Annotated in this window: 20 protein-coding genes; 11 read left to right on the top strand and 9 right to left on the bottom strand. The window is 62.4% G+C overall.

The window, feature by feature from the left end:
• Positions 1-92: 92 nt before the first annotated feature.
• The 3 genes from P0M12_RS09725 to P0M12_RS09735 are packed head-to-tail and all read right to left on the bottom strand — an operon-like array spanning position 93 to position 2,488.
• On the bottom strand, positions 93-878 hold the full coding sequence (locus P0M12_RS09725; protein ID WP_277377626.1) for an enoyl-CoA hydratase-related protein: 786 nt from the start codon (positions 876-878) through the stop codon (positions 93-95).
• A 27-nt stretch (positions 879-905) separates the two neighbouring features.
• Entirely contained in the window at positions 906-1,763 is an 858-nt protein-coding gene (locus P0M12_RS09730; RefSeq protein WP_007730617.1) for a 3-hydroxyacyl-CoA dehydrogenase family protein, read from the bottom strand.
• Positions 1,760-2,488: an enoyl-CoA hydratase/isomerase family protein gene (locus tag P0M12_RS09735; RefSeq protein ID WP_277377628.1), complete on the bottom strand. Its 729-nt coding sequence runs from the start codon at positions 2,486-2,488 to the stop codon at positions 1,760-1,762. Before P0M12_RS09735 ends, P0M12_RS09730 begins: the two co-directional genes overlap by 4 nt.
• 107 nt (positions 2,489-2,595) lie before the next feature.
• Between P0M12_RS09735 and P0M12_RS09740 the strand changes: the two genes are divergently transcribed.
• The 4 genes from P0M12_RS09740 (at position 2,596) to paaI (ending at position 6,091) form a co-directional block, all read left to right on the top strand.
• The gene (locus P0M12_RS09740; RefSeq protein WP_007730612.1) at positions 2,596-3,207 is read left to right on the top strand and encodes a TetR/AcrR family transcriptional regulator; all 612 of its coding nucleotides are present in this window, start codon (positions 2,596-2,598) and stop codon (positions 3,205-3,207) included.
• An 88-nt stretch (positions 3,208-3,295) separates the two neighbouring features.
• Positions 3,296-5,338 carry a phenylacetic acid degradation bifunctional protein PaaZ gene (gene paaZ / locus P0M12_RS09745; RefSeq protein WP_030536074.1) on the top strand — a complete coding sequence of 681 codons (2,043 nt, stop codon included), beginning with the start codon at positions 3,296-3,298 and terminating at the stop codon, positions 5,336-5,338.
• 6 nt (positions 5,339-5,344) lie between these two features.
• A complete protein-coding gene (locus P0M12_RS09750; RefSeq protein ID WP_007730606.1) occupies positions 5,345-5,656 on the top strand; it encodes an EthD family reductase in 312 nt (103 codons plus the stop codon).
• 66 nt (positions 5,657-5,722) lie between these two features.
• Positions 5,723-6,091, top strand: coding sequence for a hydroxyphenylacetyl-CoA thioesterase PaaI (gene paaI, locus P0M12_RS09755; RefSeq protein WP_047269444.1), 369 nt, complete (start codon positions 5,723-5,725; stop codon positions 6,089-6,091).
• Positions 6,092-6,124: 33 nt separating this feature from the next.
• On the opposite strand, the gene P0M12_RS09760 is transcribed toward paaI, so the two are convergent.
• Positions 6,125-7,900: a CocE/NonD family hydrolase gene (locus P0M12_RS09760; RefSeq protein WP_277377629.1), complete on the bottom strand. Its 1,776-nt coding sequence runs from the start codon at positions 7,898-7,900 to the stop codon at positions 6,125-6,127.
• 96 nt (positions 7,901-7,996) lie between these two features.
• The gene (locus P0M12_RS09765) at positions 7,997-8,428 is read right to left on the bottom strand and encodes a cupredoxin domain-containing protein (RefSeq protein WP_007730597.1); all 432 of its coding nucleotides are present in this window, start codon (positions 8,426-8,428) and stop codon (positions 7,997-7,999) included.
• Between the two features lie 149 nt (positions 8,429-8,577).
• Between P0M12_RS09765 and P0M12_RS09770 the strand changes: the two genes are divergently transcribed.
• Together P0M12_RS09770 and P0M12_RS09775 are read left to right on the top strand one after the other, a co-directional pair.
• Positions 8,578-9,039 (top strand): hypothetical protein, encoded by a 462-nt coding sequence (locus tag P0M12_RS09770; RefSeq protein ID WP_231915062.1) that lies wholly within the window; start codon positions 8,578-8,580, stop codon positions 9,037-9,039.
• A gap of 7 nt (positions 9,040-9,046) precedes the next feature.
• Complete coding sequence (locus P0M12_RS09775) at positions 9,047-10,186, top strand: cation:proton antiporter (protein ID WP_256520082.1); 1,140 nt, start codon at positions 9,047-9,049, stop codon at positions 10,184-10,186.
• Here the strand turns inward: P0M12_RS09775 and P0M12_RS09780 are convergent.
• Complete coding sequence (locus P0M12_RS09780) at positions 10,170-10,931, bottom strand: DUF2127 domain-containing protein (protein ID WP_003943067.1); 762 nt, start codon at positions 10,929-10,931, stop codon at positions 10,170-10,172. The genes P0M12_RS09775 and P0M12_RS09780 overlap by 17 nt on opposite strands.
• Before the next feature lie 75 nt (positions 10,932-11,006).
• Between P0M12_RS09780 and P0M12_RS09785 the strand changes: the two genes are divergently transcribed.
• The 3 genes from P0M12_RS09785 to P0M12_RS09795 all read left to right on the top strand — a co-directional run bounded on the left by P0M12_RS09785 (position 11,007) and on the right by P0M12_RS09795 (position 14,738).
• Positions 11,007-11,813, top strand: a complete 807-nt coding sequence (locus P0M12_RS09785) for an alpha/beta hydrolase (RefSeq protein ID WP_063316016.1) — start codon at positions 11,007-11,009, stop codon at positions 11,811-11,813.
• Positions 11,814-11,931: 118 nt separating this feature from the next.
• The gene (gabT, locus tag P0M12_RS09790; RefSeq protein ID WP_007730584.1) at positions 11,932-13,305 is read left to right on the top strand and encodes a 4-aminobutyrate--2-oxoglutarate transaminase; all 1,374 of its coding nucleotides are present in this window, start codon (positions 11,932-11,934) and stop codon (positions 13,303-13,305) included.
• Positions 13,302-14,738, top strand: coding sequence for an aldehyde dehydrogenase family protein (locus P0M12_RS09795; protein WP_007730582.1), 1,437 nt, complete (start codon positions 13,302-13,304; stop codon positions 14,736-14,738). The genes gabT and P0M12_RS09795 overlap by 4 nt, the downstream gene beginning before the upstream one ends.
• On the opposite strand, the gene P0M12_RS09800 is transcribed toward P0M12_RS09795, so the two are convergent.
• Positions 14,714-16,246 carry a PucR family transcriptional regulator gene (locus tag P0M12_RS09800; RefSeq protein WP_230793203.1) on the bottom strand — a complete coding sequence of 511 codons (1,533 nt, stop codon included), beginning with the start codon at positions 16,244-16,246 and terminating at the stop codon, positions 14,714-14,716. The two genes, P0M12_RS09795 and P0M12_RS09800, sit on opposite strands and share 25 nt — an antisense overlap.
• A 163-nt stretch (positions 16,247-16,409) precedes the next feature.
• On the opposite strand from P0M12_RS09800, the gene P0M12_RS09805 reads away from it, so the two are divergent.
• Together P0M12_RS09805 and P0M12_RS09810 are read left to right on the top strand one after the other, a co-directional pair.
• On the top strand, positions 16,410-17,849 hold the full coding sequence (locus P0M12_RS09805; RefSeq protein ID WP_007730577.1) for an amino acid permease: 1,440 nt from the start codon (positions 16,410-16,412) through the stop codon (positions 17,847-17,849).
• Between the two features lie 121 nt (positions 17,850-17,970).
• Positions 17,971-19,095, top strand: a complete 1,125-nt coding sequence (locus P0M12_RS09810; RefSeq protein ID WP_238565200.1) for a GGDEF domain-containing protein — start codon at positions 17,971-17,973, stop codon at positions 19,093-19,095.
• A gap of 1 nt (position 19,096) precedes the next feature.
• Here the strand turns inward: P0M12_RS09810 and P0M12_RS09815 are convergent, their stop codons facing one another.
• Positions 19,097-21,424: an EAL domain-containing protein gene (locus P0M12_RS09815; RefSeq protein ID WP_007730571.1), complete on the bottom strand. Its 2,328-nt coding sequence runs from the start codon at positions 21,422-21,424 to the stop codon at positions 19,097-19,099.
• A 237-nt stretch (positions 21,425-21,661) separates the two neighbouring features.
• A complete protein-coding gene (locus P0M12_RS09820; RefSeq protein ID WP_042446444.1) occupies positions 21,662-23,284 on the bottom strand; it encodes an MFS transporter in 1,623 nt (540 codons plus the stop codon).
• Position 23,285 lies beyond the last annotated feature (1 nt).

The raw sequence follows: 23,285 nt of genomic DNA on the forward strand, positions 1-23,285 counted from the left end.
CGTACCTACCTTTTATTACCGAATGATCGGTTGGTAACTAGTATGCACCGAGGTGTCCCAGCACACAAGAGAATCTTTCGCCGCACCAGAAATCAGCGGCCCCCGAAAACCGGCTTCTGCTTCGACAGGAAAGCCGTGACTGCGCCTCGATGATCTGCCGTGGAACCCAGCTCCACCTGTGCGTTCGCCTCGGCCGCCAGAGTCCGGGAAAGCCCAGGAGCAACGGCACGGATCAGCGATTTCACGTGGGCGAAGGCCGCGGTGGGTCCGTCGGCAAGCCGACGCGCGAGTACCCGAGCCTCAGCTGCGACGTCCTCGTCGGCCACCACGCGATGAACCAAGCCCCACTCCAGCGCGCTCTGCGCGTCGAACTTGTCGCCGAGCAACATCAGGCCACTGGCGCGGCTAGGTCCGAGCGCGTGCACGAGCGCATGACTGAGCCCGGAGTCACTGGCCAGACCGATGCCGGTGAATGCCGTCGCAAAGCTCGCGCGAGCCCCCACGACACGGATGTCTCCGGCCAACGCGATTCCCAACCCGGCCCCGACGCAGGCACCGCCGATACCCACCACCACCGGGACAGAGAGCGTCGACAGCGCCGTGACGATGGGGTTGTAGTGCGCCTCGACGGTATCCATCGCGTGCGCCGGATCAGCATCCAACGCTGCGGCGTGCTCGCCCAGATCCTGACCGACGCAGAAGTTCTTGCCTTCGGCGAGAATCAACACCGCTCGAACCTCTGCGTCCGCGTGGACCTGCAGCAACGCTTCGAGCAGCTGAGACTTCATTTCGCCGTTGACGGCATTGGCGGCCTTGGGTCGGTCGAGAGTGATTGTCGCCAAACCTCGCTCGATCTCCAAGCGAATCACGTCAGTCATCGATGTTCCTTTCGCAGGCAGTTCGGTTCAGCTCCATGTGTGAAAACCCTGTCCCGTCTTGCGCCCCAACTCGCCGCGAGCCACCTTCTCTCGCAGCAGTGCTGGAGGTGCAAATCGATCACCGAGCGTGCTCGCGAGGTGTTCGGCGATCGCCAGGCGCACATCCAACCCGACCAGATCTGTCGAACGCAGCGGGCCCATCGGATGCCGATACCCCAATTCCATTGCTCGGTCGATCGATTCCGCGTCCGCCACACCCTCTTCGAGCATGCGGATGGCTTCGAGCCCGAGACCGACACCAAGCCGGCTGGTTGCAAAACCAGGTGAGTCGTTGACGAGCACCTCGGCTTTGCCGAGCATCGACACCCATGCTCGTACCGAGTCGACAACCTCGGGGCGGGTCTGAGGCGCCCGGACGATCTCGACCAACAGCGACGCCGGGACTGGATTGAAGAAGTGCATACCGATGAACCGGCCCGGATCCGTCAGCGCTGCGCCGAGTTCGGCGATCGACATGGAACTGGTGTTGCTGGCGATCACGGTGCTTTCTCCGGCAACGGTTTCCGCAGCGGCGAGCACCTCGACCTTGAGGGCCGCAATTTCCGGGACCGCCTCGACGATCAGGTCGAGCGACGGTGGCAACGAGGTCACTGCGTCCACGGTGCTCACGCGCGCCAGCACCGTCGCGGGGTCCTGGTCGTCGAGTTTCCCTCGCTCGTGAGCTCTGTCGAGGCCGGCGGAAACACGCTGCAACGCGGCCGCGGTGTCGCCACTCTCCGCGATGGTGACCGCCCCGCCGAGACTGGCGAACACCTGGGCGATACCCGCACCCATGCGTCCACCGCCGATGACTCCGACGGTCTTCGGTGCAACTGCTTCAGTCATAATTTCTTCTCCAGGAAGGCCGTCATGCGATCGCGCTTGTCCGAACTCTCGAACAGGACGGCCTGGGCGATGTCGTCGGCAAACGGATGCGATCCCGGCGCATCGACGATGATCTTGGTCAATCGCAGTGCCAGCGGGGACAGTCGGGAAATGCGGTCGAGCAGCCGATGCGCTGCGTCGACGTGGCAGTTCGGTTCGGTTACCTCGACAACCAGGCCCGCTCGTAGCGCCTGCTCGGCGTCGAGGTTCCTGGCACCGAGGAGCACCTGCTTCGCGATCGAGACGCCGACGAGCTTCGGCAGTCGATAGCTGGCGCCGGCGGCTGCCATTATGCCGAGATTGGGCTCCGGATTCCCGAAGACCGCCGTCGTTGTCGCGATGCGAATGTCGCAGGCGTAGGTCAACTCTGCCCCACCGCCGAGCGCGTAGCCGCTCACGGCGGCCACGGTGGGAAGCGGGAGCTTTCCGATTCGGTCGAACAGCGTGCGGTTGATACCCGCGAACGCTTCCTCTCGTCCGCGCTCTCGGAGCTCCGCGATGTCAGCGCCGCCTGCGAAGTGGTCGCCGCGCCCCGCAAGCAGGAGCAGCTTCGGATCCCGTTCGAGGCGTCCACAAACCTGATGCAGTTCGTCGATCATTTCCGCGTTGATCGCATTGCATTGCGCGGGCCTGTCGAGGGTGACCACGACGCGATCCTCGCGCTCGTCCACGTGCAGGGTGTTCACATTCGCTCCTTCTCACTCTTCTCCATTAGTAACCGAACATTCGGTCGTTTGGCAAGGGTGAGAACGAGGATGGTGCACAGCTTTGCCCGAACTGAGAAGATGGGGACATGACTACGGCACGCCCCACTCGACGCACCGGCCTCCCCGGACGTCCCGGCTACGACCTCGATTCGCTCCTGGCCGTGGCCGTGAAGGTGTTCAACGACAAGGGCTACGACGGCGCCAGCATGGAGGTGCTCGCCAAGAAACTCGGCATCACGAAGTCCTCGATCTACCACCATGTGTCCGGAAAGTCAGAACTTCTCGAACTCGCCCTTTCGCGTGCACTCAACGCCCTGTTTGCGGTCACGACCGAAGAGGGCGCCACCACCGGTCCGTACATCGACCGGCTCGAATACCTGGTCCGGCGCAGCGTAGAGGTGCTGGTCGCAGAGCTTCCATACGTCACCCTGCTCCTGCGCGTCCGCGGCAACACGACGGTCGAGCGCGCCGCGCTAGCTCGTCGACGCGAATTCGACAACTTCGTCGGAGGTCTCGTCGCGTCCGCCGCAGCGGAGGGAGACTTGCGCCCGGACATCGAACCAGCCCTCGCCAGCAAGCTGATGTTCGGCACCGTCAACTCACTGATCGAGTGGTACAAACCCCGAGCGGGTGAGTCCGTCTCCGACATCGCCGACGCGGTCGTCGCCGTCACTTTCGACGGACTTCGCAAGGCCTGACTCCAGGCAGTTCTGCCGAATCCTTGACAACGCGGCGTTACCGGGCGATCGTAATTACCGACCGAACGTACGGTGAGATGGAGTTGTCGTGAGCAGACTGTTGGAAAGCTATGTGGCCGGTCAGTGGTACGCCGCACCGGACGCAGGTACCCCGTTGCCGAGCGCAGTGGACGGATCGGAGGTGGCCCGGATCTCCGCAACCGGCATCGACCTCGCCGAGATGGTTACGTACGCCCGCGAGGTCGGCGGGCCTGCACTGTCCGCGATGACCTTCCACGAACGTGCCGGCGCGCTCAAGGCTCTCGCCCTCACGTTGATGGCAGGAAAAGCCGAGTTCTACACACTCTCCACTGCCACCGGTGCGACGACGCGAGATTCCGGGGTGGACATCGACGGCGGATTCGGGACCCTGCTGAGCTACGCGAGCAAGGCTCGGCGCGAATTGCCCGACAGCACAGTCTTTCTGGACGGAAACGTCGAGCCTCTCGGCAAGGGCGGAACCTTCCTCGGGCAACACATCTATACATCACGTCGCGGCGTCGCCGTGCAGATCAACGCCTTCAATTTCCCGGTGTGGGGGTTCCTGGAGAAGCTGGCACCGGCATTCATCGCGGGGGTGCCGTCCATCGTCAAACCTGCCAGTTCCACGGCATATCTCACCGAACTCGTCTTCCGGCGCATCATCGAGTCAGGCTTGCTCCCAGAGGGTTCCGTCCAACTGCTCTCCGGTAGTGCACGCGGCCTCCTCGATCACCTCGGCGGGCAGGACTCAGTGGCATTCACCGGATCCGCCGACACCGCGGCAACGCTGCGTGCTCACCCGAACGTCGTCGGCAAGGGCGTCCATTTCAATGCCGAAGCCGATTCACTCAACGCGTCGATCCTCGGCGAGGACGCCGTACCAGGAACGCCCGAATTCGATTTGTACGTCAAACAACTCGTCACCGAGATGACGGTCAAGGCGGGCCAGAAGTGCACGGCGATCCGGCGCGCCCTGGTCCCGCTCTCGCTGGTCGACGCCGTTGTCGATGCCGCATCCGAGCGACTGAACAAAGTGGTCGTGGGACACCCCGATGCTGATGGCGTCACTATGGGAGCTCTCGCCAGCATCGAACAGCGTGATGAGGTCTTGAAATCCATTCGCGGTCTGACGAAGTCGGCAACTATCGTATTCGGAGACCCGGACAACGTCGACGTGGTCGGTGCCGACGGCCAGTCAGGAGCCTTCCTTTCCCCAGTCCTTCTCCGGGCGGAAGAGAATGCGCACGAGGTACACGAACTGGAGGCCTTCGGACCCGTCAGCACCGTCATCGGATACGACGGCATCGATCATGCGATCGAACTCGCGGCCCGTGGCGAGGGAAGCCTCGTCGCCTCGGTGGTCACTGCCGACACCGACATCGCACGTCGACTGGTGCTGGGTCTCGCAGCTTTTCACGGCAGAGTGCTCGTGCTGAACCGCGACGACGCCAAGGAATCCACCGGCCACGGCTCTCCCCTTCCAGTCCTCGTACACGGCGGTCCCGGCCGTGCCGGCGGCGGTGAGGAGCTGGGTGGCATCCGCGGAGTTCTGCACCACATGCAGCGGACCGCCGTACAGGGCACACCCGACGTCCTCACCGCAGTCGGCGAGCGCTGGTTCACCGGATCGCAGCGCACGACCGGATCCGAACATCCATTCCGAAAGAGTCTCGCCGAGTTGAAGATCGGTGACACTGTTGTCGGCGGTCCGCGCCAGGTCACACTCGCAGACATCGATCATTTTGCAGAGTTCACCGGTGACACCTTCTACGCTCACACCGATCCGGTGGCCGCTGCGGCGAATCCACTCTTCGGCGGCATCGTCGCGCACGGCTATCTTGTTGTCTCACTCGCTGCGGGCCTGTTCGTCGACCCGGCTCCCGGCCCGGTTCTCGCGAACTTCGGCGTGGACAGCCTCAGGTTCCTGACTCCGGTCAAGGCCGAAGACAGCCTGACGGTCACCCTCACAGCCAAGACCATCACACCTCGCAGCAGCGCCGACTACGGTGAGGTTCGTTGGGACGCCGTGGTGACGAACCAGGACAACGATCCGGTCGCGACATACGACGTCCTGACTCTGGTAGCCAAGACTCGCCCCGAAGGGAATTGAAAGCACATGACCTATCGAGTAGCAGTGTGTTACGGACGCCCCACCGATCCGGAGGCTTTCGACAAGTACTACAACGAGATCCACGTCCCGCTCGCCAGCGCAGTGCCAGGGCTCTCGGACTTCACGTTCAGCAAGTGCTCGACGCTGGACGGCTCCGATCCAGTCTTCTATGCCGTCGCCAACCTCGAGTTTCCCGATCTCGAGACTATGCAGAGCGGCCTGAAGTCCCCGGAGATGGGCGCCGCTGGAAAAGATGTCGCAAACTTTGCCACCGGCACGGTCGACATGTATGTCCAGGAAGTTGTCTCGGTCCTCTAGACCCCTGCAATTTCCCGATCACACAGGAGTTGTCTCGTGAGTACAGGAAGCATCACCGCCAGAGAGATGTTCGACGCGGACCAGGCATCGCAGGCACTCGGTATCGAGATTTCCGAGCTGGCGCCCGGTAGCGCAACCGTGACCGTCACCGTGGGCGAAACCATGGTGAACGGTCACGGAATCACACACGGCGGTTATGTTTTCCTGCTCGCGGACACCGCGTTTGCGCTCGCCTGCAACGGCTACGAGGATTCAGCCGTTGCAGCGCGCGCGGACATCAGATTTCTGCGTCCGACCCGTCTGGGCGACACCTTGACCGCGGTCGCCACCGAGAAGGCTCGAGGCGGCCGAAGTGGGATCTACGACGTGACCGTTCGCAATGGCGACGCCGTCGTGGCCGAGTTCCGCGGCGACAGTCGAACCATCACCCGCTGAAATTCAGCCCACGGTGTATCAGCCCACGGTGTATCAGCCCACGACGGGAAGTTCGAGGGGGCCGGACCCGTCGGCGAAGATCGTCACCGGCATGCCCTGCAATCCCCCACGGAAACTGATGTCGCCACCGGTGATCGCGAGACGCACGGAATGCCCTGGCTCGAATCGGTGCACTATCGCCGGCATCGTCACCGGCACCGGCTGCGACGGATCACTGATGCGTATGGGCGCGATGAGTCCGTTGATCAGCGAGGAAGTTCCGTCCGGAGCCACGTCGTAGAGTTTCGCGAACACCACCGGCTGTCCGGGCGCCGCAACACGCAGCGTCACAGTGGGGGCTCCCACCACGTCCATAGCCTCGGTCATCGGCGCAGTGGTCCAGAGCGCCTCGGTTCCCGGAATCTGTGCATTCGGAATGTTTCCGGCCGGATTGATATTGAGTGGCTCTACGCCCGTCGGCAGCCCAGCCGGTGCGGTGACGATCGTCTTCGAACCCGGTATCACCGGCGTGCCGTCCGGTAGCAGTCCCCCGTCAGCGGACAGATGGAAGGCGCGAGCGGTCCCGACATCGACGGTGTCGGACGTCGCGTAGGCCGGTGCCGCGTTTCCCTCGTAGTCGATCCAGTTGCGGAAATACGCGAATTCCGGGCCGGTCTCCGTGTTCTCGTCCTTGAGGTAGTGATCGAACCAGTCCATGAAGCGACCGGTCTCGTACTGGGTATCCTCGTCGGGTGCGGAGAAGCTGAACTCGCCCGGCGCAGCGGCCAAGTGGCTGTGCCCCCACGAATGCCAGATCATCTTGGCTTCGACGCCACGATCCTTCAGCGCGTCGTAAGTCGCGGTTGCCTCGTTCAGATCGAACAGGGTGTCCTGTTGCCCCTGAGCAAGCAGTACCGGAATGTTGATCCGGTCGACGAACGACGAGACCGACGACGCTCGGAGCTCACTCACTACTTGCGGTCCGATGTCGCCGGTCACCACCGCCTCGGCGATCGCGTTGCACATGTAAGGGACGTAGTTCGGGCAGCCGGGTAGCCGTGCGGGATCTGCGATGTAACCGTCCACACCGGGATTCGCGATGCCCGCGCCGAAGAGCAGCGATGCAAAGAGCACCTTCGCGGCTCCCGGCTCCGCAGTCGACACTCCGGAGATGATCCCGGTGCTGTTGGGCGCCAGAGAATACGAGAGATCGTTCCAGGTGATCATGGGGATGATCGTGTCGATACGGGGATCGACACTCGCGGCGGCGAATTGAATCCCGCCGCCGTAAGAGCCACCCGTCATTCCGACCCGCGGGTCGTTCGTCGACGGTGCACCGGTGTGATCGACGGAGTCCTGAACGACCGTGGTGAGCGCCGGATAGGGCTGCGTCAGAGCCTGATCCGTGAAGGCAATCCCTTCTTGGCCGCCGAGGAAGCTGACCAACTGGGAAGCGGCGACACCGTCGTATGCGGGAGAGTCGAGTGTGATCTTGCAACTCGTGCCGCCGAAACCCAATCCCGAATACGTCAGTCCGACATACCCGTTCTCGGCGAAGTTCTGCAGGGCAGGAATCTGGTCCTTGTACGAACCGCCGAACCCGTTGGTGGTCAGGATCGCGGGAGCTGGGTTGTCAGCGTCGACACCATCGGGAACAAAGAGTTCACCGACGACGGTGCACGGCGTCGAGAGTTCAGGCCCGACATCGACCGAGAAGTACAGCAGCTGTGACGAATACGAGCCGTTCGGTGAATCCGCGAGCGCAGGCGGCGAAAAGCCGAGGGCGCAAACCACGAGCGTGACGACACTGATCGCAATTCTCCGGCGCACCTGAAAACCGTACACCCGGATCTGTTCTCCACCAGCCTGATCGGCTGCGCGCCGCCGAAGTTTCCGGAGCAAAAGCTACGCCGGACGGGCCGACCTCTACTTGACCGTCAAGGTGCCGTGCATGCTCGGGTGGTAGGTGCAGTGGAACGTGTACGTTCCAGGCTCGTTCGGCACCGTGATGGTTTCCGTCTCACCCGCTTCGATGTCCTCGTTGAACAACCCCGCGGTATCGGACGTGACCGAGTGCTCGACGGTGTCGTTGTTCTGAATGGTCAGTACCTGTCCGGGCATCACCGACTCCGGCGTCGAGTATTCGAAACCGCTGATCACGATTCCCATCGACGACGCTCCCGGCGTCGACATACCCAGAGGCATGCTCGGCATCGACATACTGGTCGGCATGCTGGTCATCGCCATGCCGTCGTGATCGGCCGAATCGTTGTCCGACGAATCGTTGTTGTCACTGCACGCGGTCAGTGCGAACACCGCCAGGATCAGCGCTGCGAGCACTGCGAGAATCCGCTTCATTGCTTCGCCTCCTGCTCGTTCCCCCGCAGTCTGCTGATTACCCGCCGCCTAGGGGGCCAAACAGCTCCGATGTGGTGCCTGCGGCGCTGATGGTGCACGATTTCTGCACCAGCTCCGCTCGCGGACCGACACTGAAGGACACAGCACAGATGGCCAAGATCAAAACGTCGAAGGCAGCCCAGCCGAAGGCTCCCAAGACAGCAGAGCCGAAGGTAGCCGAGAAGGCTCCTGCCGTTCTCTGGAAGGACCTGCCGGACGAGCACGACTACCCGGCAGCCCGCGATTACCTCCAGTTGGGCGCGACGCCGGTCCAGGTCCAGGCTCTCGTGTACGCCCTCAAGACGGCGACGCTGGTCTCGAAGAAGGCCAAGGACATCCTGCGGGCTGCCGGGCTACCCCTGCTGCCTGTCGACAACCCGCACGTTGCCGCGGACCTGAAGAAGATCCGCAAGGGGATCGCGCTGTCTCCGATCCTGCTGGTGCAGGGAGACTTCCGCGCCGGAGTACCGGCGCAGATCGCCGACGGCTACCACCGTGTGTGTGCGAGCTACCACGTGGACGAGAACACCGGCATCCCTGCAAAGATCGCTCCCTCGACAGTGACGTCGTAGGTCGTCGATGACCTTCGGCATCCTTGCCCTCGTCGCGCTGGCCGGCATTCTCGGCCCGCTGCTCGGCGCTCGCGTCAGTTGGCATGTCCCCGTGGTGGTCGGCGAACTTGCCGCGGGCGTCGTCTTCGGTGTCACAGGTTTCGGGCTGCTGGACTCTTCCGACCGGACTTTCACCTTCCTGGCCGATATCGGGTTCGCGCTCACGATGATGGTGGCCGGCTCGCACGTCCCGGTCCGCGATCCGGCAGTTCGTGCGGCAATCGGCAAGGGTGCCGTTCGCTCGGTTGTCGTCGGGCTCCTGTCGGTTGTTGCCGGCTACGGTGCGGCGACGGCATTCGGCACCGGTCACGCCGCGCTGTACGCGGTCCTGATCGCGTCGTCGTCCGCGGCGTTGATTCTCCCCATCGTCGATTCGCTGGGGCTCGGTGGAACCTCGGTTCTGCAGATGACTGCCCAGGTCGCGATCGCGGACACCGTCTGCATTGTTGCGCTGCCTTTGGTGATCGATCCGGACAATGCCCCTCGTGCCGGTGTCGGCGCACTGGCTGTGGCGGCGTGTGCGGTTGCCTTGTTCTTCGTACTGCGAGCCTTCCACCGGTCCGGCCATTGGCGAAGGCTCCACAAATTCTCGGAGAAAAGAAAGTTTGCACTCGAACTCCGGATCAATCTGGTGATCCTCTTTTCTCTGGCAGCGCTGGCGTCGAGCACGCACGTGTCTATCATGCTCGCGGGCTTCGCCTTCGGGCTCGTTCTTGCCGCGATCGGTGAACCCCGCCGCCTCGCCAAACAGCTCTTCGCCATCACCGACGGCTTCTTCGCTCCCCTCTTCTTCGTCTGGTTGGGAGCGGCGATCAATCTGCGCGACCTCGTCACCCATCCGTCCGCCATCTGGCTCGGATTGGTCTTGGGCGGAGCAACTCTCGTGGTTCACGCCGCGACACGCGCCCTCGGTCTCCCGCTCCCTCTCGGCGTGCTGTCCGCCGCACAACTGGGAGTACCGGTTGCCGCAGTTACGGTGGGCACTCAATTGGGGGTGATGGGCGACGGTGAACCCGCAGCCATCCTCCTCGCCGCCATGATCACGATCGGTGCAGCAACGCTGGCGGGTGCTGCCGCGTCGAAAGCTGGTCTCACGAAGCCTGCTTGACCGCGGCCCTCTCCACCGTCAGCAAGCTCTCCTCCGAATGTTCGGCGTGATACGCCGCGCCGCCGCCGCGGACACCGAAGAGTCGCTTGCTCCAGATCAGCCATACGACGGCAGCGATGTTCACCAGCAGCAACCCGGCCCTCAACCACGTGATCTTCTCGGTCAATTCGTAGATTTCGAGGGGCAGGAACAAACTGGTCGCCACCACCGCGAAGTACTCGCCCCAGCGTTCGACCATCCACAGGCCGACTGCCTCGATCACTTGAAGGCCGGCGTAGACCAACAGCCCGACTGCGATCCAGGTGAGCGTCGTAGCGGACAACGAAAACGCCTGCTCGATGTGATGGACCAGTTTGGAATCGTCGATGTTCCAGCCCAATTGACGGGCAAGTGGCCTGATCAACGGCAATTCGTTCTCGAAGGCGTCCTCGGCGCGACCCTTCGACGATCTCAGTTCGAACACACCGATCGCCAGAAGAACCAAACCCAGAGCGCGGAACATTCTCTCGGTGGCGAGAAGTCGCATGATCAACCGGTCGCGAAGCAGCCTCCCCCGCGGAACCTCGGGGGCGGCGTCCGCCGGTCCCGATGCTCGGGGCGCTCCCGGGACGAAGTTGCCGCAACGTAGGCACCGCCACGCCTGACCCACCGCAGTGTCCACATGTAGTCGATCCCGCAGTTCCGGTTCGTCCGGAGCGTAGGTCTCGTGACCGTGCCAACTGCACGAGCGCAATGCGAAGTCCACGGGTGAACTCTATGCCGCATATGCCCGGTAGCGTGGATACCCGCTGACCGTGCACTTCGAACGATGAGGATTCCGATGACAACCACCAAGATCGAAACCCGGCATGGCGTCATGGCAGTCGACGACAGTGCCACCGACGGTTTTCCGGTTGTCTTCATCCACGGGAACTCGGCCAGCCGCTCCATCTTCCGTCATCAGGTCGACGCCGACTGGGCCGGCGACTACCGCATGATCACTCTGGACCTACTCGGCCACGGCGACTCCGAGGACGCGAGCGATCCCGAAGCCGCATACACGCAGAACGGTTACGCCGACGCCATCGTCGATGTTCTGACCGAACTCGGCGTCGAAAGAGCCGTTGTCGTCGGCTGGTCGCTCGGCGGACACATCGCTCTCGAGTTGATCGCGAAATTCCCCGGGCTCACCGGAATCGTCATCACCGGTACGCCGCCGGCAAATCCCGAGACGCTCGGCGACGCCTTCAAAGCCGGCGACGGATTGTCCATCGGCGGCACCGAGGTCATCACCGCGCAAGAAGCCGAACTCTACGCACGAATGACCGCCGTTCCCTTCGAGCAGGCTGCACTCGACGCCGCGATACGCACGGACGGACGCGCTCGCAAGATCATGTTCGACGCATTCGGCGCCGGCCGCGAATCGGATCAGAAGGCTCTGGTTGCAACGGCGTCTGTGCCTCTCGCGGTGATCGACGGCGCCGAGGACCCGTTCGTGAACACGTCGTATGTCGCGTCGTTGACCTTCGCGAATCTCTGGGAGGGCACGTATCACGTGATTCCCGGTGTGGGGCATGCAGCGTTCTGGGAAGCCCCTGAGGTGTACAACCCACTGTTGCAACGATTCCTCGGCAGTTTCGCACAGTAACCTGCTGGACAACCTGCTGGACGCGGCGTCCTATGAGATAGAAGCCACTCGACAATCCGGCCATGTCCGGATCATTCATCGCCGTCCTACAGTTCGGAAAACGACTGGAGGCACTGCGATGACCATTCTCGAGCACGGCACGGAAACGTGCATCGGTGGACCGACCCTTCCCCAGATACGACGCCTCGTCACCGAAGTGCCCGGCCCCAACTCGCGCGCTTTGGCAAAGCGCCGGAGCGCCGCACTGCCGGCCGGGCTGACCAGCGGATCCAGCATTTACGTTGCCGCAGCGGGCGGAGGAGTTGTCGTCGACGTCGACGACAACTCGTTCATCGACTTCGGCAGCGGCATCGCCGTGACCACCGTCGGAAACAGTGCGCCGCGCGTGGTCGAACGCACCACGCGCCAGCTCGGTCAGTTCACCCATACGTGTTTCCTCGCAAACCCCTACGAGGGGTACCTCGAGGTCTGCGAAGCGCTCAACCGCCTGACCCCGGGAGATCACGAGAAGCGAACAGCGCTGTTCAACACCGGCAGCGAAGCGCTCGAGAACGCCGTGAAATACGCACGTGCCGCCACCGGTCGCCCGGCAGTTGTCGTCTTCGACCACGCATTCCACGGTCGCACGTTGATGACCATGACGATGACAGCCAAGAACCAGCCGTACAAGGCCACATTCGGCCCGTTCGCACCAGAGGTCTACCGGGTTCCGATGGCATACCCCTACCGTTGGCCGAGCGGCCCCGAAAACGCGGCCGACGAAGCATTCGCCCAGTTCCGTCTTGCGATCGACACTCAGATCGGCGCCGAATCGGTAGCCGCTGTGGTCGTGGAACCGATTCAGGGTGAGGGCGGTTTCATCGTTCCCGCTCCGGGATTCCTGAAGCGAATCTCGGAATTCTGCCGTGAGCGCGGCATTCTCGTCGTCGCGGACGAGGTCCAGACCGGTATCGCACGAACCGGATCCTGGTTCGCCAGCGAGAGTGAGGACTTCGTCCCCGACATCATCACAACCGCAAAAGGTCTCGCCGGCGGAATGCCACTCGCCGCCGTGACCGGCCGTGCCGACGTCATGGACGCCGCGCATCCCGGTGGTATCGGCGGTACGTACAGCGGCAATCCCGTTGCCTGCGAGGCCGCCCTGGCAGTTTTCGAGACGATCGAGATGGAAGGGCTCCTCGACCGCGCCAAGGACATCGGCGACATTCTGACCACAAGTTTGTCCGAAATCGCTTCGGACACAGACATAATCGGCGACATTCGCGGACGCGGCGCCATGATTGCAATCGAACTCGTCCACGACGAGGACAAGGCTCCGAATCGCGAGGCCGTCGCCCAGATCGTCAGCTACGCCCACGCGCACGGTCTCCTTCTGCTCACCGCCGGCACCTATGGAAACGTCGTCCGTTTCCTCCCACCGCTGAGCATCTCCGACGAGTTGCTGACCGAAGGACTCGGTATTCTTCGCGACGCTGTGGCCGCAGTCCGATGAGCGTCGCAGTGCGCAGCTTGATCGGCGGAGCTTGGGTCACGGGCAGCGACGGCACACTGACGGACACCAACCCGGCCCGTCCCGACGAGGTTGTCGCCACCGGAGGCCGCGCCGGTGCCTCCGAAATGGCGACCGGTGTTCGCGTCGCCCGCATCGCCGCGAATGACTGGGCCCGCCTGCCGATGTCCGCACGCGGCGCATACCTCACTCGCGCAGCGGAAATCATCGAATCCAACGCTGAGGCCTGGGGCGAAGAACTCACCCGCGAAGAAGGGAAAACGCTGGCCGAGGGTATCGGAGAGGTGCGCCGCGCAGCGCAGATTCTGCGTTACTACGGCAACGCCGCCGACCGCGAGACCGGAACGGTGTATTCCTCCCCACGTAGCAGCGAGCAGATTCTCGTCACTCGCAAACCTCTCGGCGTGGTAGGCGTCGTCACGCCGTTCAACTTCCCGATCGCGATCCCGGCATGGAAGATTGCGCCTGCCTTGGTGTACGGAAACACCGTCGTCTGGAAACCGGCTGCCGCGGTGCCCCTTCTGGCCTTCCGTCTCGCGCAGGCACTGACCGAAGCGGGCCTACCCGACGGAGTCCTGAACATGATCCTCGCCGACAGCGCGGCCGGTGAAGCGCTGGTCGATCACCCGGACCTCGACGCCGTCACCTTCACCGGTTCCACCGGCGTCGGCCGAAAGATCGCGGGATCTGCTGCGGCGCGCGGAGTTCCGGTACAGGCGGAAATGGGTGGAAAGAACGCAGCCGTCGTACTTGCCGACGCAGATCTCGAGCTTGCGGTCGAGCAGGTGATGCTGGGCGCATTTCGGTCAAGCGGCCAGAAATGCACGGCCACTTCACGTCTGGTGCTCCATGAATCCATCGCCGAGGAATTCCTGGCCAGGCTGACCGTTGAAGTCAAGCAACTGAGAGTCGGAGATCCACTCGATCCCGACGTCACGACAGGTCCCGTGGTCAGCGCATACGCGCAGCAGTCGATCATCGAGGGGATCAATCGAGCCGTCGACGGCGGCGCCAGGGTTGTGGCCACCGCCGAAGCGCCGCAGTCGGGCTACTACGTCCAACCGACAGTGCTGGAACTACCGTCGAGCACCGAACTGTGGTTCGAGGAACTCTTCGGCCCGGTACTGGCGGTGCAGCGGGCAGCAACAACCGCAGACGCATTCCGCTTGGCGAACGAGGGCGAATTCGGTTTGTCCGCAGCATTGTTCACGCAAGACCTGACCAGTGCACTTGCCGGTGTCGACGATCTGGACGTGGGGATCCTGCACGTCAATTCGGAATCGGCGGGCGCTGATCCCCACGTACCTTTCGGCGGTGCGAAGAGGAGTGGATACGGGCCCAAGGAACAAGGCGACGCGGCACGAGAGTTCTTCACTCACACCACCACCGTCTATCTCAGGGGCGGCCGAGCGTGATCTGAATTCGATTCCGCCTGCAGCAGTTCACGAGCTTTGAGTGCGATCCACAACTCGGACCGGGTGTGGGCGGAATCGAGATCTCGGCCGATCAACTCGGCAGCCTTGTCCATGCGGTTACGCAGCGTGTGCCGGTGAACACCCAATTGCGCTGCAGCGGATTCCCATTGACCATTGTGGTGCAGGAACGCTTCGATCGAGTCCACCAGACGGGAACCGTTCTCGGCGTCGTAGCCTTCCAGCACACCGAGACCACCGGCCGCGATCGACTGCAGAACTTCGCTCGACTGCACACTCAACAAGAGACTGAAAGTCCCGAGCTCCGAGAACGGAACGAGCGTGTGTCCTTCGACCTGCCCCACTTTGGCAGCAGAGACGGCCTCGCGCAGACTGGCCGCAACACCGCTCATCGGCCGGACGCCACCGATTCCACCGTTGATACTCCGGCGTGAATTCTCCCGCACTCTCGCGTACACACTGCGTGTGACCTTCTCCGCAACTTCACTTTTCACGACGAACCACACACCGGTTCCGTCAGTCAGCGGGGCCAACAGGTACGGCACCGACTCTTCTTCCAGGGCCGCTGAAGTGATGTCGGTGGCCGCAAGCAAAGGTCCGACATCGGTCAAGGCGGTTGCCACCACCGTGGTTTCGGATTCGAATCCGAAGTACCGCAACAGACTTTCGTCGACGTCACCGCCGGCCTGGCGCACCATCGTCGTAACGGCCAACCTCAGCCGCTGTTCGGCATCGACAACCCGCAACGGCTTGGCAAGCTCGATGGTCAACAGCGACACCGTGTGGCCCACCAACAATCGCTCGGACTGATCCAAGGCGGCCTCGGACGCCACGGCCAGCGTGCCGCTCACAGCAAGGCGGTGAATGGCCAGGTGACCGTCGTCGTCCACCACGATCCGGCTGCGCTCCTTACCTGATCGCTCCCTGATGCGTTCGGGCAGAGACGAACTCGCACCTTCCGTCAGAGCCAGCACCGCGCCGTCCCGATCGAGAACACAGACTGCTGCGTGAACGGCTCGACCCAGGGCAGTGATCAGAGCCGGCACCCCGTCGAGCAGGGCACGCGCCAACTTCTCCTGCGCGTCGACCACCGCCTGCACCGTTCGTATCTGGTCGGCGGTCAGTTCGTCGATCACGGCCCGCGAAATGGCGATGAACGGCGTCTCCTTGGCGACGGAAAGCACGGCAAAACCCAGTTCGTCGCCGGCCCTGATGATCGCGTCCGGCACCCTCTCGTGCACGGTGCCGGTGTCGAACGCCAGTGCCACCGCACCGGTCTGCGCGATGCGCTCGACGTACTCGTATTGCTTTGTCGCCGAACGCGGTAGATGCAGCCCCGTCGTCATGACAAGCTCTCCACCGGCGAGCCAACGGGTCGGATCCTGCAATTCGATTGCGTGCGCCCAGCTGATCGACAGATCCACGTCGTCGTGACCGGCAACGATCGTGAGGCCGAGCGAGGTGGTGGCCGCCAGGCGCCGGACAGTCATCGGCATTACCGGAACCTCCGAGGGCAGTGAATAGAAAGGCAGTGGACAGAACTGACAGTTTCCAGTTCAGATTTGTACATCAAGTCCATGTTCTGGATCACACGATGAGCTTAGCGTCTCTCCGAAAGAACTGATCGCGTCATGCAATAGGAGCTGAGCCCAGATGCCCGACAGCAGCACCGAAACAGCCGAAGCCGCCAGCGTTCATTCGACACTCAAAACAGGCTTGAAGAAGCGCCACCTGACCATGCTTTCCATGGGCGGCGTCATCGGCGCCGGTTTCTTCGTCGGTCTGAGCGGAATCATCAACCAGGCCGGCCCCGGCGCAGTCATCACGTGCGCGATCTGCGGGATCATCGTGTTCCTGGTGATGCGCATGCTCGGCGAAATGGCCGTGGCCAAGCCGTGTACGGGATCGTTCACCGAATACGCCCGCATGGCGTTGGGCGACTGGGCGGGTTTCACCACTGGCTGGCTCTACTGGTATTTCTGGGTGATCGTCGTCGGCATCGAATCCGTCGTCGGAGCAACCTTGCTCTCCCGGTGGATCCATGGTGTCCCGCTCTGGCTCATGTCAGCGGTACTCCTGTTGGTGATGACCGGGGTCAATCTTCTCTCCGTCAGCAACTTCGGCGAGGCCGAGTACTGGTTTGCGGGTATCAAGGTCGCCGTCATCATCGGCTTCATCGTGCTCGGCAGTCTGTTCGTCTTCGGCATCTGGCCCGGCAGTGAAGTCGATTTCAGCAATCTGACCGGCCACGGAGGATTTCTGCCGAACGGCTTCACCCCCGTACTGGTGGGCGTTGTCGCCGTGATCTTCTCCATGACCGGAGCCGAGCTTGTCACGATCGCCGCAGCGGAATCCGCCGAACCCGCCGGAGCGATCAGGCGGGCCACGAACACGGTCGTCTTCCGCATTCTCGCCTTCTTCGTTGTCGCCACCTTCCTCCTCGTGACGATGCTGCCGTGGGATTCGTTCGTCGTCGGCGATTCTCCGTTCATCTCCGCACTCGACCTGCTCGGAATTCCCGGCGCCGCCGACATTCTCAATCTCGTGGTTCTGGTCGCGGTGCTGTCCTGCCTCAATTCCGGCCTGTACACGGCGTCACGGATGCTCTTCGCACTCTCCGTCTACAACGACGCGCCGGCCTGGATGACACGGACCAACAGCCGCGGCGTGCCGGTGAAGGGCGTACTCGCCTGCACCGTGGCCGGGTACTTCTGTATCGCGGCCGGCTACATCTGGCCGGATACGATTTTCTTGTTCCTCGTGAATTCGTCGGGCGCAATCTGCTTGTTCGTTTACATCCTGATCTGTGTATCCGAACTACGCCTCCGACGCCGATGGGAACGCGAAAGCCCCGAGATTCTGAAATTCCGTGTCTGGTTGTATCCCGGCCTGCCGATAGTGGTCACTGGTCTGATTCTCGTGATCCTGGTGGGAATGGGTCTCAACGAACCCACGCGCGCGGAATTCGTCCAAAGCCTGGTCGCGCTGGGGGTCATCCTCGCCGCTTACGGCGTGAGAAAGTCTCGTACGCGAAAAGTCGGATCGTTCGCGAACGCCTCGAACAACGCACACAGCAGTTCGAAGAAGGCTTGAAACAAGCATCGAGTAAGCGCTCGACTCGATAATTGAACCTCTTCCCCGAAAAGAGCCGATCCGATGGAAGCGGTCGAACATAGATTTTCTCTTTACCTAAATTCAAGGCAAAATGGACAGCATGCCGAGCCCTGTCATCACCTCCGAGGGGCACAGTTCTTGGCGAACACTTCACGAATGGTTCAACGAACCACACGACTACGAGTGGATAAAGCACCAGAGATCCGGCCGGGCAATCATTCCGATCTTCCGAACCTTGCTCGGAATGATGACGATCATCTTCGGACTGTCCGCTTTCTACAAATTGATCGGTCCGGATACGCCGCCGACCACACCCGGCAAAGCTCTTTCGATTTTCATGATCTGTACGTGTGTGGGCATCGCCGCATGCTGGTTCACACAACCGTTTCCCGGACGCCGGGGGTTGCTTGCATTCGGAATATTCGCAGATCTCGGGATCGCGGCTGCCGTCCTCCTGGTGCCGGATCGCTCGTCCGGGACGTTCGGTTGCATCGTCTTCGCGGTCACCGGAACCTTTGCGACGCTTTTTGTCAGCGCAAAGTGGCTTGTCGCTCATGTCATTTGGTCGACGACCGTCACGACTACCGTTTTCGTTCTTGCATATATGGAAGGCGACGTCGATATCACGACGCTTCTGGCCCGCGGCACCGTTCTTTTCGGAGCTGTCACACTCGTTCCCATTTTTGCGCACCTGACTTGGCGCACTCTCTACCGCGATGCCCAGTATTCGGACCGGGATCCCCTCACTGGACTGTTCAACCGTCGGGGACTGGAAGGGGCAGTCGGCGATCTCTTCGAGAGCGCCCGAGACGATTCTTCATCTCTCGCCTTCATCGTCGTCGATATCGACAAATTCAAAACGGTGAATGATCTTCACGGTCATGCCGAAGGCGATCATGTCATCAGGAGAACCGCGAACCGATTGAGCACACATCTCGGCGAACGCGGAGTCATCGCTCGAACCGGCGGGGAAGAATACCTGGCCGTCATCGCCGGCAATCCCGAATCGACAACCCTGTTGATCGAAGGGATAAACGCGGCGCTGTCGGATTGTTCCGACGCGATCCCCACAACGGTGAGCGTCGGAGCGGTGATGATGACCGCCGAATCGAAGGCGTGGAGCGGCGGTGCTTCCGCAATCCTGGCGGCGACAAATGTCGCGGATTCGATGATGTATCAAGCGAAAGCGGCAGGCGGTAATACGATCCGCTCGGCTCAGATCTGATTCACAGCCACGTAAGTGGGTGGACGCTGCGCCCAGTTTCCGTGTCCGTCGCGGCAAGATACACATCGACGCGCTCAGCGGTCAGAGCCTTGCTGATGTGGTAACCCTGGACCAGGTCACACCCGACCCACTGGACGCGGCGGAACTGCTCGATGGTCTCCACGCCCTCGGCCAACGATTTCATACCGAGGGCCGCGGCCAATTCGACAATGGACTTCACCACGGACATCTTCGGATCGTCCGAGTCGGTGACCAGCATGCGATCGATCTTGAGAACGTCGATTGGAAGTCTCTGGAGCGTGGCAAAGGACGAATAGCCGGTGCCGAAATCGTCGAGTGCGACGGTGACCCCGAGCTCACGCAGCTTGTAGAGATCCCGGATCGCGCGATCGTCCACAACACCTGTCTCGGTGATTTCGAGCTGCAGCAGTTGCGGAGGCAAGCCCGAATCCGTCAGCGCTTTCTTCACCATCGCACCGAACTCTCGCGACACCAACTGCACTGGTGAAACGTTGACCGAGACGCCAATTCCGGTCGGCCACCCCGCAGCAGCGGCGGTCGCCATCGCCATTGCCTGCGCGCCGAGGGGAATGATCATTCCGGTTTCCTCCGCCACCGAGATGAACTGGCTGGGCCCGATGAGGCCGCGGCTGGGATGGTTCCACCGAAGAAGAGCCTCGAAGGCCACCACTTCACCGGTCTGAGTGTCGACCTGAGGCTGGTAATGGAGATCGAACTGCCCTTCCTCGATCCCTCTGTCCAGCTCGTGCAACGCCGTCGCCCGCGCCGATGCCCTCGCCCGCAGCAGCGGTGAGAACTTACCCACTCGATTGCGTCCCGTCGACTTCGCCTCGTACAGAGCCAGATCCGCCAGCATCACCAATCCGTCGGCGTCCGTCGAATCCTCGGGCGCGCTCGAGTAACCGATCGTGGCCCGCACTTCGATCCGATTGCCTTCGACGAAGAATGGTTCGTGCAGCACTTCCAGGTACCGATCGAAGATCACACCGGGATCGTCGCGCGAAGAGGTGCAGACGATCAGCCCGAATTCGTCACCGCCCATCCGCGAGCACATGTCCGAACCGATCACGTCGCGAAGGCGTTTCGTGACTTCGAGAAGTAATTGGTCCCCGATCGGATGGCCAAGGGTGTCGTTCACCGATTTGAAGTTGTCGAGGTCGAGAATCCCGACGAGAACCTGCTTCTCCGGCACGCGGGAATCGATCGCTTCCTCGAGCGCCACTCCGAACGCACGACGGTTCGGTAACCCGGTCAACGAGTCGGTGGCCGCAAGGCGAAGGATCTCCTGCTCGTGGACATACCTCTCCGTGATGTCGGAACCGACACCGCGCCAACCCAGAATCACGCCGGATTCGAGGACCCGTGGATTGCCGGAAAGAGACCACCAGCGTCGCCTACCGTCGACATGCACCGGCACGACAGTGTCCCGGAAGGGAGCACTCGATTCGAGTTTGTCGATCATCTGGGCCGCGGCCGCACGCCCCTCCGGACTCGATGCGATCTGGAGTCTGGTGAGGAGTTGTCCGAAGGTGAGTTGCTGCAACTCGTCCACCGTCATACCTGCGACCTCGGCGAGACGTGCCGAGGTGTGGGAGAACCGGCCGTTGGTGTCGCACTCCCACAGCCAGTCGCGGGAACCGCCCTCGAAACCGTCGAGCAACAACGCCACAGTCTGACGCTCGGATTCCGCCTGAAACTCTGCGAGACAACGTCTCTGGAAAGAGGCCGACAGATAGACCGCCCCTACGGTGAGCGCAAACATGTAGATGCACAACTGAATCGCAAGAATGCGAAAGTGGGGTTCGGCGTGGACGACGAGAACAGTGAAGACGCCGAGGCCGTGAATGTAGATCCAGGTCAGGCTCACCGATCTCAGACTCGAGAACGTCACGGTCCCGGCGCCCATGATCCCGGCCATCGTCGCGATCAGAACCAAGTCGCGGAAGACGTCCATGTCGTGAAAGAGCAGAGCGAAAAGTGTGACGTCGAGGGTCGCGACCACGATCACTTCGACGAGCAGACCCACGTAGTCGTAGCGCGGGGTGTGCTTCGACGGCCGCCAGCGAAGGGGAATCCATACTCGGATCGAATTCGCGAGGACGAGAAAGATGAGGGCGCCACCCAACCACCTGAGCGTCTGACGTCCGGGCGGGACGGTGTAGGTCAGAATCACGACCAAACTCGCCATGTACGCAAGATTGGCGAACGGCGCGACGGCGGCAGCTTCGTCTATCTGACGGCGAAACAGGCTGTTGCAGTCGGCCTCCGAAGCAGGATCTTGCCTGCCCAATCGACTCGGACGGCTCATCAGCGAGGCATCCCGACATCTGCGCAGGCGCCATCAGCGGGCGTCGAATCCGCTCGCCTGGCCATCCGAACCTCCCCTGGCTCCCCACCGAACCCTTATCCGGTGAAACGTCAGTGTTTCAGACTCGCTGCTTGTTTCCTTCACAACGGTAGCCATCTGACGAATCGATTGTGCGCAGATCACTATATCCAGAGGTCGTTCCGTCGATCGTCCAGGTCGATCCGCGATTGCTGATTCTTAGCTCGAACCACGTTTGTCGCCGACCGCGACGCGGGGGATTCGAGCGGTCGGGAACAACGCGGCGATTGCGAGCAGCGCTGCCACGGCAAAAGCGACACGCAACGCGTCCAGCCTGGCTTCTTCGTTCACGTCCACGATCGCATCCGCCGTGGACTCGGCGACGCCGGCGTCATCGAGAGCGGATCGGAGTTGCGTCGTCGACAGGAACGGCACGCCCGAGGCCATGTCGGTGCTCGCTTGCTGCTGCACCGATGTCGGAACCGCCGGATTGTCTTCGATTCCGGCGATCGCCGACGTCGTGAGAGTGGCAATGAGAACCGATCCGATCAGGGCAGTTCCCAAGGAAGCGCCGAGGTTGGTGGCGGTGTTCTGCAACCCGCCGACCTCGGTGCTGCGCTCGTCCGGGACCGAGGACACCGTGACGGCTCCGAGCTGCGAAGACAGGCACCCCAAGCCGAAACCCATGAACAGCATGGGAATCATCACGATCGCCGCATTGGCGCCGGGGTCCATGCCTGCAACGAGCATCAGAATGCCGACGACCATGACCAACAATCCGACTCGGACCACGCGTCGCGGGTTCGCGGTAGGCCGTAGCTTCGGAATACCGATCGCCGCCACGACGAGCGCCGCCGACAACGGCAGGATGCGAACTCCCGTCTCCAGGGCACTGAGCTCCAGAACTACGGACAAGAACAACGGGACCGCGAAGAACACGCCCGCCTGGACCAGAAACTGCGCGAAGAACATGGAAAGTCCGCCACTGAGCTCGCGGTTTCGCAGCATCGCCGGATCAAGCAACGGCTCCTTCCCCGCAGCGGCCAGGCGTCCCTCCCAGCGCAGGAATCCGTACACGACCAGGAGCCCGGCGATCAGCAGCCACACCACCGGGGAAAGCCCGACCAACTGCGGTCCGTCGGGTTTGGCCTGCACCCAACCCCACTCGCTCGAGCGCAGTACACCGAAGACGATCATGCCCAGTCCCACCACGGACAAGATCGATCCGACGTAGTCGAGGCGCGACTTCGACGGTGGGACGTCGACCACCTTGCTCAGCACCAGCAAGATCAGGACAACGATCACGACTTCGCCGACGAACACGTAACGCCATGACGCAAATGTCGTCGCGGCGCCGCCGATCAGCGGCCCGACCGCCACGGCCATCGCGCCGGCGGCAGCGACCAGACCGTAGGCAGCCGGGCGCTTCTGCGCCGGAAAGTTGGTGGCGACGAGCGCGACGATCGCGGGCATGATGAGTGCCGCACCGACGCCTTCGAGGAACGACCATCCGATCAGCAGGACCGCAAGATTGGGAGCGAGCGCCGTTGTCAGAGAACCTGCGCCGTAGATGATCAAGCCGAGCGCGAAGGCCCGGCGACGACCCATCATCGACCCCAGCTTGCTGCCCGTGATCATCAGCGTCGCCATGACCAGGGTGTACAGCGTGATCGCGGTTTGAATGCCGGTGATGCTCGTGCCGACGTCCTCGGCGACGGTTGCCATCGAAACGTTCATGACCGAACTGTCCAAGGTCATCAGGAATTGGCTGGATGCCAACACCGTGAGAACCAGTCCTGAACCCGCTTGCGTCGTCGAACCAGCAACCTGTCCGTCACCCATC

Origin of the sequence: Rhodococcus sp. RCBS9 (genome assembly GCF_029457415.1) — a bacterium.
Taxonomy (GTDB): Bacteria; Actinomycetota; Actinomycetes; order Mycobacteriales; family Mycobacteriaceae; genus Rhodococcus_F; species Rhodococcus_F qingshengii.

What these genes read in the sequence shown, in the direction of transcription:
- P0M12_RS09725 (WP_277377626.1), bottom strand. Translation starts at nt 878, where the DNA reads ATGACTGACGTGATTCGCTTGGAGATCGAGCGAGGTTTGGCGACAATC.
- P0M12_RS09730 (WP_007730617.1), bottom strand. Translation starts at nt 1,763, where the DNA reads ATGACTGAAGCAGTTGCACCGAAGACCGTCGGAGTCATCGGCGGTGGA.
- P0M12_RS09740 (WP_007730612.1), top strand. Translation starts at nt 2,596, where the DNA reads ATGACTACGGCACGCCCCACTCGACGCACCGGCCTCCCCGGACGTCCC.
- P0M12_RS09750 (WP_007730606.1), top strand. Translation starts at nt 5,345, where the DNA reads ATGACCTATCGAGTAGCAGTGTGTTACGGACGCCCCACCGATCCGGAG.
- paaI (WP_047269444.1), top strand. Translation starts at nt 5,723, where the DNA reads ATGTTCGACGCGGACCAGGCATCGCAGGCACTCGGTATCGAGATTTCC.
- P0M12_RS09765 (WP_007730597.1), bottom strand. Translation starts at nt 8,428, where the DNA reads ATGAAGCGGATTCTCGCAGTGCTCGCAGCGCTGATCCTGGCGGTGTTC.
- P0M12_RS09770 (WP_231915062.1), top strand. Translation starts at nt 8,578, where the DNA reads ATGGCCAAGATCAAAACGTCGAAGGCAGCCCAGCCGAAGGCTCCCAAG.
- P0M12_RS09775 (WP_256520082.1), top strand. Translation starts at nt 9,047, where the DNA reads ATGACCTTCGGCATCCTTGCCCTCGTCGCGCTGGCCGGCATTCTCGGC.
- P0M12_RS09785 (WP_063316016.1), top strand. Translation starts at nt 11,007, where the DNA reads ATGACAACCACCAAGATCGAAACCCGGCATGGCGTCATGGCAGTCGAC.
- gabT (WP_007730584.1), top strand. Translation starts at nt 11,932, where the DNA reads ATGACCATTCTCGAGCACGGCACGGAAACGTGCATCGGTGGACCGACC.
- P0M12_RS09795 (WP_007730582.1), top strand. Translation starts at nt 13,302, where the DNA reads ATGAGCGTCGCAGTGCGCAGCTTGATCGGCGGAGCTTGGGTCACGGGC.
- P0M12_RS09800 (WP_230793203.1), bottom strand. Translation starts at nt 16,246, where the DNA reads ATGACTGTCCGGCGCCTGGCGGCCACCACCTCGCTCGGCCTCACGATC.
- P0M12_RS09805 (WP_007730577.1), top strand. Translation starts at nt 16,410, where the DNA reads ATGCCCGACAGCAGCACCGAAACAGCCGAAGCCGCCAGCGTTCATTCG.
- P0M12_RS09810 (WP_238565200.1), top strand. Translation starts at nt 17,971, where the DNA reads ATGCCGAGCCCTGTCATCACCTCCGAGGGGCACAGTTCTTGGCGAACA.
- P0M12_RS09815 (WP_007730571.1), bottom strand. Translation starts at nt 21,424, where the DNA reads ATGAGCCGTCCGAGTCGATTGGGCAGGCAAGATCCTGCTTCGGAGGCC.
- P0M12_RS09820 (WP_042446444.1), bottom strand. Translation starts at nt 23,284, where the DNA reads ATGGGTGACGGACAGGTTGCTGGTTCGACGACGCAAGCGGGTTCAGGA.